Genomic DNA, 9821 nt, shown 5'->3' on the forward strand with positions numbered 1-9821 from the left:
GATCGGGTGGCCGCCCCAACGGCGTTTGCGGGTGGGCTAGTCGAGGATCTTGCCGGGGAGTTCGACCTTGGCGCCGAGTTCTACCAGCTTGTCCATGAAGTTCTCGTAGCCGCGGTTGATGAGGTCGATGCCGTGGACGCGGGAGGTGCCCTGGGCGGCGAGTGCGGCGATCAGATACGAGAAGCCGCCGCGGAGGTCGGGGATGACCAGGTCGGCGCCCTGGAGGCGGGTGGGGCCGGAGACGACCGCGGAGTGCAGGAAGTTGCGCTGCCCGAAGCGGCAGTGGGAGCCGCCGAGGCACTCGCGGTAGAGCTGGATGTGCGCGCCCATCTGGTTGAGCGCGGAGGTGAAGCCGAGCCGGGACTCGTAGACCGTCTCATGCACGATGGAGAGGCCGGTGGCCTGGGTGAGGGCCACCACCAGGGGCTGCTGCCAGTCGGTCTGGAAGCCGGGGTGGACGTCCGTCTCCAGCGCGATCGACTTCAACTGCCCGCCGGGGTGCCAGAATCGGATGCCCTCGGCGTCGATCCGGAAGGCGCCGCCCACCTTCCGGAAGGTGTTGAGGAAGGTCATCATGGACCGCTGCTGCGCGCCGCGTACATAGATGTCGCCCTCGGTGGCGAGCGCGGCCGAGGCCCAGGAGGCTGCCTCCAGGCGGTCCGGGAGGGCGGCGTGGGTGTAGCCGTCCAGTTTGTCCACGCCGGTGATGCGGATGGTGCGGTCGGTGTCCAGGGCGATGATCGCGCCCATTTTCTGCAGGACGCAGATCAGGTCCTCGATCTCGGGCTCGACCGCCGCGTTGGAGAGTTCGGTCACGCCCTCGGCGAGCACCGCCGTCAGCAGCACCTGCTCGGTGGTGCCGACCGACGGGTACGGCAGCCGGATCTTGGTGCCGCGCAGCCGGTGCGGCGCCTCCAGGTACTGCCCGTCGGCCCGCTTCTCGATCCGGGCGCCGAACTGCCGCAGTACGTCGAAGTGGAAGTCGATCGGCCGGCCGCCGATGTCGCAGCCGCCGAGGCCCGGGATGAAGGCATGGCCGAGGCGGTGCAGCAGCGGGCCGCAGAAGAGGATCGGGATACGCGAGGAACCGGCGTGCGCGTCGATGTCCGCGACGTTGGCGGACTCCACATACGTCGGGTCCATCAGCAGTTCGCCCGGCTCGTCACCGGGCCGCACCGTCACACCGTGGAGCTGGAGCAGCCCGCGCACCACCCGCACATCGCGGATGTCGGGGACGTTGCTCAGCTTGCTCGGGGCGCTGCCCAGCAGTGCGGCGACCATGGCCTTGGGCACGAGGTTCTTCGCGCCGCGGACCCGGATCTCGCCCTCAAGCGGGGTGCCGCCGTGGACAAGCAGTACGTCGTGAGCGTCGGTGACGGTCATGAATCTCGCGTTCCGGAGTAAGGGGCAGGGGCCGAAAGCCCAAGACTAATGGCCCGGGAGGGCCCGTTCCGCATGTCGTGCACCGCTTTCAGCGGTCAGGACTTCGCCACACCACGTACCGCGTTCCTCCGGACACCCGTGGTGACCGCCGCCCGCCGGTGCGCCGGGAGTGCTTCCATGCGCCCGCCGCGACCCGCGCCACCCGCTGTGAGCGGGGCTTTCCCCGGCGCACCCGGTTCGCTGCGGGCGGTGGGGTTCTGGGTGCGTGCGTGGGGTCCCCGGATCAGGGGAAGATGCGGGATCATGTCTGGCATGACCGAGGTGTCCTCGCTCACAGGGCGGCTGCTCGTCGCCACCCCAGCCCTGGCCGATCCCAATTTCGACCGTGCGGTGGTGCTGCTCCTCGACCACGACGAGGAGGGCTCGCTCGGTGTCGTACTCAACCGGCCCACCCCGGTCGGCGTCAGCGACATCCTGGAGGGGTGGGAGCGGCTCGCCGGGGATCCCGGGGTCGTCTTCCAGGGCGGTCCGGTCTCGCTGGACTCGGCGCTGGGTGTCGCGGTCATCCCGGGGGACTCCGTCACGGAGGCCACACCGTTGGGCTGGCGGCGGGTGCACGGCGCGATCGGACTGGTCGACCTGGAGGCGCCGCCCGAGCTGCTGGCCGCGGCGCTCGGCTCGCTGCGGATCTTCGCCGGGTACGCCGGCTGGGGGCCGGGGCAGTTGGAGGAGGAGCTGTCGCAGGGCGCCTGGTATGTCGTGGAGTCGGAGCCGGGGGATGTGTACTCGCCGGAGCCGGAGCGGTTGTGGCGCCGGGTGCTGCGCCGCCAGCGCAATGAACTGGCCATGGTGGCGACCTATCCGGACGACCCGTCCCTCAACTGATCGGGCGCCCGTTTCAGTACCCTGGGGTCCATGAGCACTCTTGAGCCCGAGCGCGGGGCAGGTACGGGGACCCTTGTCGAACCGACGCCGCAGACGTCGCACGGTGACGGTGACCACGAGCGCTTCGCCCACTATGTCCAGAAGGACAAGATCATGGCGAGCGCGATGGACGGCACGCCGGTCGTCGCGCTCTGCGGCAAGGTGTGGGTGCCGGGCCGCGACCCGAAGAAGTATCCGGTGTGTCCCATGTGCAAGGAGATCTACGAGTCCATGGGTGCCGGTGGCGACAAGGACAAGGGCGGCAAGGACAAGAAGTAGGTCCTGCGGCCCGCCCCCGGGTCGACCGGCTGACCGCCGACCGAGGCCCCGACGTGCGCTGCGCGCGTCCGGGGCCTTTGTGTTGTCCGGACGCGGGGAGGTGCGGCACTTGTCCGACGTCGTCGAGTACGGCGACACCGACCCCACCGCCTGCGAGTCGGTCGCCGTCGGCGGTGCGCACACTTATGGGGCGCTGCCCCGCGGGCGGTGAACTGGCCGATGGGCAGGGCTACTTGTTCACCGCGGCCGGGCCGTCAAGGACGGCAAGGTGCAGGGGGAGTACGGGGTGGTGCCGTTGCCCGGGGTGCGCGGCGGCAGCGTCGCGGCCCGCCTTCTCCGGCGACCCGGCCGGGGTCTTCCGGGGCGCGCGGACACCGCGTCAACTCCTGGGCGCTCGGGCCGATGTGTGGGCCGAGGTGAGGGAGGACCGCTCCCGCGTCGGCCACCAGATGTTCCCCCGGCTCGCCGCCTCCACCGACCGAACGGCCGTCCACCACCGGCGACTTGACGTTCTCGGTGTCCAATACCGGCACCCCGGCGGCCCGTTGCCCCGGCCACCTCGGACGCGCGCTCGACGGGCCACCCCCGGACGAATGATCCCCGGCCGAGCGACCACGGCGCCCGCCCCCTCCGTACAACCGGCACCGGAGCGCGAAAACCGTCGCCAAGCGCCCAACTGCCAGAAAAATCGGTCATCTACCACCAATAGCGCCCCTCTATGGAGGAACGCCTCCTAGCGGACCCTGTCTCCGGGGCGGCGGGAAGATGTGCCAGAGTTGCTCCGTCCGGTCTGTCGGCACGTACCGTACGGCGCACAGTCGGATCAGGTGGGACAGCGGGAAGGGGCAGCCGGTTTGACCACGCACGTATCGCAGGCGGCGCAGGCGGCGCCGTCGGTGAACCTGCCGGCCACGCTCGACGAGGCGGTGGCCGCGCTCACCGCCGTGCCCGCGACGGTGCCCGTGGCCGGCGGTACCGATCTGATGGCCGCCGTCAACGCCGGGCTGCTGCGGCCCACCGCACTGGTCGGCCTCGGCCGCATCCCGGAGATCCGCGGCTGGCAGTACCAGGACGGGCACGCCCTGCTCGGCGCCGGGCTCACCCACGCCCGTATCGGCCGCCCCGACTTCGCCGCGCTGATCCCCGGCCTCGCCGCCGCCGCCCGCGCCGCCGGGCCCCCGCAGATCCGCAACGCGGGCACCCTCGGCGGCAACATCGCCTCCTCCGCCGCCACCGGCGACACCCTGCCGGTACTGGCCGCGCTGGAGGCCACCCTGATCATCGCCGGGCCCGGGGGCACCCGGCGCGAGGTGCCGGTCTCCCATCTGCTGGCGCAGATGGACATGTTGCGCGCCGGGGAACTCATCGGCTTCGTCCGGGTGCCGCTGCTGCACGCCCCGCAGGTCTTCCTCAAGGCCACCGGCCGCACCGGCCCCGGCCGGGCCACGGCCTCCGTCGCCCTGGTACTGGATGCGGCGCGGCGCGGGGTGCGCTGCGCGGTCGGCGCGGTCGCCCCGATGCCGCTGCGGCCGCTGGAGGCCGAGCAGTGGGTGGCCTCCCACATCGACTGGGACAACGGCCGGGCCCTGGTCCCGCAGGCCCTGGAGGCCTTCGGCGAGTACGTGGCCGCCGCCTGCATCCCGGACCCGGCCCCCGCCGAGGACGGCAGCACCCCGCAACTGCCGCCCGGCGCACTGCACTTGCGGCGCACCGTCGCCGCACTGGCCCGACGAGCACTGGGGAAGGCGCTGGCATGACCGACGGCCGGGGACACGACGAGGGGACGCCCGACGAGCACGTCGGCTGGCAGCCGACCCCGCAGGGCGAGTACGACATGGACGCCACCGCCTTCGTCGATCTGACCGAGGGCTTCCCCGACGGGTACGCGACCGACACCCCGCTCGCCGCACCCGGACACGGCTTCGTGCCCCCGCCGATAACGGTCGCCCCCGCCGCCGGGGCGACCGACCCGGCGGCCACCGGCACCTGGACCGTGCCCACCGGCGGCGCCGTCCAGTGGCCCCGCGCGGCGGGCCAGCACACCCCGGCCGAATACGGCAACGGGCAGCAGGGCGGCGGGAGTTACGGCAGCGGCGACGCCGCCGAGGAGCCGGCCGCCTACCCGCAGCAGACCGACGACTTCTCCTACGGCGCCGACCCGTACGGCGAGATGCCGTACGGCATCCCCGGCTACGACCCGGCGGCCTACGGCGGGCAGAGCTATCCGCCGCCCGCCTACCGTGAGCAGGACACCCCGCCCGCCCCCCGGCAGACGCAGCAGCAGCCCGCGCCGGAGCCGCAGCCGCCCTCCTACGGCTACCAGTCCGGGGCGACCGGGCAGTGGCAGTTCCCGCAGGACCCCCAGGCGGCTCCGGCACCCCGGGCGCAGTCGCCGTCGCGGGGGATGACGCAGGGGCGGCAGGCGGCCGGGGCGAGCGCCGCGGGTGCGCAGGGCGGGACCGCGGAGGCGACCGGTCAGTGGTCCTTCCCCGTCGCCGAGGACGAACTCCCGGACGACCCGGGCGAGTTCACCGCCTCCCCGCCGGCCGCCCAGTGGGGCACCGCCCCCGCCACCCTCCCCGGCGGCGCCCCCGCCCCGTGGGCCTCCGCGCCGGAGCCCGAGACGTCCGCGGGGTCTCCGGTGGCCGCCACCCCGGACACCGCCGCGCCCTCCGATACGACCAAGCCGTCCGTGGTGCGGGTACCCGGCGCCGTACACGAGCCCGCGCCCGGGCCCGAGTCCGTGCCGGAGGAGCAACCCGCCGGGCAGGCACGGGAGTTGAGCCCGGACCCGGCCTCCGCGCAGCCCTCCGCCGTGGCCTGTGCCGGGACCTTCGACGAGGATCACCCCACCCGGAGCCTGGCCGCCCAGGAGCGGGCCATGCGGGCCGCCCGCGCCCAGGCGGAACACGGCGTCCACCCTGCCCACGACCGTCCGGCGCCCGCCACTCCGGCCGATGCCGCCACCCCCGCCGGAGGCGAACCGGCCGCCGGCCAGGCCGCGTTGGCCGGGGACGAGGGGCCGGCGACCGCTGCCGGTGCCCCGGCCGAGGCCGTACCTGTAGCCGGCGAGGCCGTGGCGGACGGCGAGACCGCAGCCGAGGGCGAAGCCGGGTCCCACGACGCCGGGGACGCAGAGGCCGAGACCTCCGACCCCCACCCCGTCTCCGCCGGGAACGGAGAGCCCGCCGAGGACCAAGCCGCCCCCGAGGCCCAAGCCCCCACCGAGGACGAAACCCCCGAGGACGAAACCCCCGCCCAAGACGACGCCCCCGTCCCCCCGCCGCATGACGAACACCCCTTGGTCTCCTACGTGTTGAGGGTCAACGACACCGAACGACCCGTCGCCGGGGCCTGGATCGGGGAGTCGTTGCTCTATGTGCTGCGGGAGCGGCTGGGGTTGGCCGGTGCCAAGGACGGCTGCTCGCAGGGTGAGTGCGGTGCCTGCAACGTCCAGGTCGACGGCCGGCTGGTGGCGTCCTGCCTGGTGCCCGCCGCCACCACGGCCGGCAGCGAGGTCCGTACCGTGGAGGGGCTCGCCGCCGACGGGCAGCCGTCCGATGTGCAGCGTGCGCTCGCCGCCTGCGGGGCCGTCCAGTGCGGTTACTGCGTGCCGGGGATGGCGATGACCGTGCACGACCTGCTGGAGGGCAACCCCTCGCCCACCGAACTGGAGGCCCGCCAGGCGCTCTGCGGCAACCTCTGCCGCTGCTCCGGCTACCGCGGGGTGCTGGACGCGGTGCGCGAGGTCGCCGAGGCCCGCGCCACCCAGCACGGCGAACCGGCCGCCGCCCCCCAGGAGGGCACCGCCGACGCCGAGGCCGACCCGGCCGCCGTCCCGCAGCCCCGGTTCGGGCCGCCCGCGGGGGCCACCATCCCGCACCAGGCACCGCCCGGCGCGGGCGGCGTCCACCCGGCCCCCGACGACCCGTACGACGATCTCTATGACGACGGAGGCCGGGCGTGAGCAACGAATCCGCCGCCACCGCTACGACCCCGCTGCCGTCCACCGGCCCCGCCGCGGACGGCGAACCGCCGGCCATCGGGCTCGGCGCCGGTCTGCCGCCCGCCGACGCCCAGGCCAAGGCCGAGGGCGTCTTCCCCTACGCCTGCGACCTGTGGGCGGAGGGCCTGTTGTGGGCCGCGCTGCTGCGCTCCCCGCACGCGCACGCCCGCATCGTCTCCATCGACACCTCCGCCGCCCGTGAGATGCCCGGGGTGCGGGCCGTCATCACCCATGAGGACGTGCCCGGTGTCGCCACCCACGGCCGCGGCACCGCCGACCGGCCCGTGTTCGCCTCGGAGGTGGTGCGCCACCACGGTGAGCCCATCGCCGCCGTCGCCGCCGACCACCCCGACACCGCCCGGATGGCCACCGCCGCCATCGTCGTGGAGTACGAACTGCTGGACGCGGTCACCGACCCGGAGCAGGCCTTCGAAGCGGAGCCGCTGCACCCGGACGGCAATCTGATCCGGCACATCCCCCTCCGGCACGGCGACCCGGCCGCCGTGGAGAGCGCCGCCGTCGTGGTCGAGGGGCTCTACCGCATCGGCCGCCAGGACCCGGCCCCGATCGGCGCCGAGGCCGGACTCGCCGCGCCCCGTCCCGACGGCGGAGTGGAGCTGTACATCGCCTCCACCGACCCGCACGCCGACCGGGACCGCGCCGCCGCCTGCTACGGACTCGAACCGGAGCGCGTCAAGGTCGTCGTCACCGGGGTGCCCGGCGCCACCGGGGACCGTGAGGACCCCAGCTTCCAACTCCCCCTGGGACTCCTGGCGTTGCGCACCGGCTGCCCGGTGAAGCTGACCGCCACCCGGGAGGAGTCCTTCCTCGGCCACGCCCACCGCCACCCCACCCTGCTGCGCTACCGCCACCACGCGGACGCCGAGGGCCGGTTGGTCAACGTCGAGGCGCAGATCCTGCTCGACGCGGGCGCCTACGCCGACACCTCCTCCGACGCCCTCGCCGCCGCCGTCGCCTTCGCCTGCGGCCCCTACGCCGTCCCGCACGCCTCCATCGAGGGCTGGGCGGTACGCACCAACAACCCGCCCTCGGGCCATGTGCGGGGCGAGGGCGCCATGCAGGTGTGCGCCGCGTACGAGGCGCAGATGGACAAGCTGGCCCGCCGGCTCGACCTGGACCCGGCCGAGGTCCGCGCCCGCAACATCATGTCCACCGGCGACGTCCTGCCCACCGGCCAGACCGTCACCTGCCCCGCCCCCGTCGCCGAACTCCTCACCGCCGTACGGGAGGCGCCGCTGCCGCCGCTGCCGAAGGACTCCCCGGAGGACGAGTGGCTGCTGCCCGGCGGGCCGGAGGGCGCCGGGGAGCCGGGCGCGGTCCGCCGCGGCGTCGGCTACGGCATCGGCATGGTGCACATGCTCGGCGCGGAGGGCACCGACGAGGTGTCCACCGCCACCGTCCGGGTGCACGACGGCGCCGCCACCGTGATCTGCGCCGCCGTCGAGACCGGGCAGGGCTTCGCCACCCTCGCCCGGCAGATCGTGCAGGAGACCCTCGGTATCGACGAGGTGCAGGTGGCGCCCGTCGACACCGACCAGCCGCCCGCCGGGCCCGGCTGCCGCGGCCGCCACACCTGGGTGTCCGGCGGTGCCGTGAAGCGCGCCGCGGACATGGTCCGCACCCAGCTTCTCCAGCCGCTGGCCCACAAGTTCGGGATGTCCACCGAGCTGCTCCAGATCACCGACGGCAAGATCACCTCCTATGACGGGGTGCTCTCCACCACCGTCACCGAGGCCATGGACGGCAAGGAGCTGTGGGCCACCGCCCAGTGCCGCCCGCACCCCACCGAACCGCTGGACGCCACCGGCCAGGGCGACGCCTTCGTCGGTCTCGCCTTCTGCGCGATCCGCGCCGTGGTGGACGTCGACACCGAGCTCGGCTCGGTACGTGTGGTGGAGCTGTCCGTCGCCCAGGACGTGGGCCGCGTCCTCAACCCGGCCCGCATCCGCGCCCGGATCGAGGCCGGGGTCACCCAGGGCGTAGGCGCCGCCCTCACCGAGAACCTGCGCGCCCCCCGCGGCCTGCTCCGCCACCCCGACCTCACCGGGTACGCGCTGCCGACCGCGCTGGACGCCCCCGACATCCGCATCGTCAAACTGGTCGAGGAGCGGGACGTGGTGGCGCCGTTCGGGGCGAAGGCGGTCAGCGCGGTCCCGGTCGTCGCCACCCCCGCCGCCATCGCCTCCGCGGTACGCGCCGCCACCGGCCGTCCCGTCAACCGCCTGCCCATCCGCCCCCAGGCCGCGGTGGTCGCCCCGCAACGCGGCTGACGGCCCGCCACCCACAGGGCGCCGCGGGACGCGCCGCGCCTCCACTCCCAGCCCCGGACCGAGGGGGATCTCGCCATGGCCACCCCGCCACCACCGCCGTACGGCACCCCGCAACCCGCCCCGCCGCCGGGGCCGTTCGGCGGGTACGGGCAGCCGGGGCCGTGGGTGCCGCCGCAGGGGGCCGGGGGTGGCGGAGGGTGCCGGTTGTGCGGGGCGGGGCCGGCCGCCGCGGGGACCGTCCGCGGGCATCAGGGGATGATCGTGCTGATGCGGACCAGCACCGTGCACGGCCCCTTCTGCCGGGACTGCGGTCTCGCCACCGTCCGCGGCATGTCCGCGGACACCCTGGTCCAGGGCTGGTGGGGCCTGTTCTCCCTGGTGATCACGCCCTTCGTACTGCTCGCCAACCACCTCGGCCCGCGCCGCGCGTTCGCCGCCCTGCCCGCGCCGGCCGGTGGTTTCCGCCCGCCGCTCGACCCGGGGAAGCCGGTCTGGCGGCGGCCGCAGGGGCTGCTGTTCGCGGTCCCGGCGGGCCTGCTGGTCCTGGCGGTGGTGGCCCTCCTGGCGATCGGGGTCTTCGCGGGTGACGGCGGCGGTGACGGGGAGCGGAGCGGCGGGCCGCTGGTGGAGACCGGCGACTGCGTCCGCAATGACGCCGAGTGGCCCGACCAGGACCTGAAGGCCGTCGACTGCGACACCCCCGGCACCCGCTACACCGTCATCGACCGCCCCCGGTGCGCCCCCGGCGACTACCTCTCCCTCCCCTCCTACAGCGCCGACGGCACCACCACCTACTGCCTGCACCGCCGCGGCTGACCCGCCTCCGCACCCCCAACGGTCCCTGGACACCGCCCGGTTGGGACCCGCCTCGGCCTAGGTCGTGTCCGGAAAGTCCCCCCGGTTGCCCGGAGGGCAGGGGGTGGATGGGGACCAGACGG

At 74.4% G+C, this 9821-nt stretch carries 7 protein-coding genes; 6 read left to right on the plus strand and 1 reads right to left on the minus strand.

Going from position 1 to position 9821, the window contains the following annotated elements; all coding sequences use genetic code 11:
• Window positions 1-36: 36 nt before the first annotated feature.
• Window positions 37-1383: a UDP-N-acetylglucosamine 1-carboxyvinyltransferase gene (gene murA, locus ACFVST_RS19730; RefSeq protein WP_390153327.1), complete on the minus strand. Its 1347-nt coding sequence runs from the start codon at window positions 1381-1383 to the stop codon at window positions 37-39.
• A 312-nt stretch (window positions 1384-1695) separates the two neighbouring features.
• Between murA and ACFVST_RS19735 the strand changes: the two genes are divergently transcribed.
• The 6 genes from ACFVST_RS19735 to ACFVST_RS19760 all read left to right on the plus strand — a co-directional run bounded on the left by ACFVST_RS19735 (window position 1696) and on the right by ACFVST_RS19760 (window position 9699).
• The gene (locus ACFVST_RS19735) at window positions 1696-2268 is read left to right on the plus strand and encodes a YqgE/AlgH family protein (RefSeq protein WP_390153330.1); all 573 of its coding nucleotides are present in this window, start codon (window positions 1696-1698) and stop codon (window positions 2266-2268) included.
• Window positions 2269-2298: 30 nt separating this feature from the next.
• Window positions 2299-2586: a DUF3039 domain-containing protein gene (locus tag ACFVST_RS19740; RefSeq protein ID WP_390153333.1), complete on the plus strand. Its 288-nt coding sequence runs from the start codon at window positions 2299-2301 to the stop codon at window positions 2584-2586.
• An 854-nt stretch (window positions 2587-3440) separates the two neighbouring features.
• On the plus strand, window positions 3441-4343 hold the full coding sequence (locus ACFVST_RS19745) for an FAD binding domain-containing protein (RefSeq protein ID WP_390153336.1): 903 nt from the start codon (window positions 3441-3443) through the stop codon (window positions 4341-4343).
• Entirely contained in the window at window positions 4340-6553 is a 2214-nt protein-coding gene (locus ACFVST_RS19750; protein ID WP_390153339.1) for a 2Fe-2S iron-sulfur cluster-binding protein, read from the plus strand. The genes ACFVST_RS19745 and ACFVST_RS19750 overlap by 4 nt, the downstream gene beginning before the upstream one ends.
• Window positions 6550-8883 carry a xanthine dehydrogenase family protein molybdopterin-binding subunit gene (locus tag ACFVST_RS19755; protein WP_390153342.1) on the plus strand — a complete coding sequence of 778 codons (2334 nt, stop codon included), beginning with the start codon at window positions 6550-6552 and terminating at the stop codon, window positions 8881-8883. Before ACFVST_RS19750 ends, ACFVST_RS19755 begins: the two co-directional genes overlap by 4 nt.
• A gap of 267 nt (window positions 8884-9150) precedes the next feature.
• Window positions 9151-9699 carry a hypothetical protein gene (locus ACFVST_RS19760; protein ID WP_390153345.1) on the plus strand — a complete coding sequence of 183 codons (549 nt, stop codon included), beginning with the start codon at window positions 9151-9153 and terminating at the stop codon, window positions 9697-9699.
• Window positions 9700-9821 lie beyond the last annotated feature (122 nt).

Source organism: Streptomyces sp. NPDC058045, assembly GCF_042885635.1.
Lineage (GTDB): Bacteria > Actinomycetota > Actinomycetes > Streptomycetales > Streptomycetaceae > Streptomyces.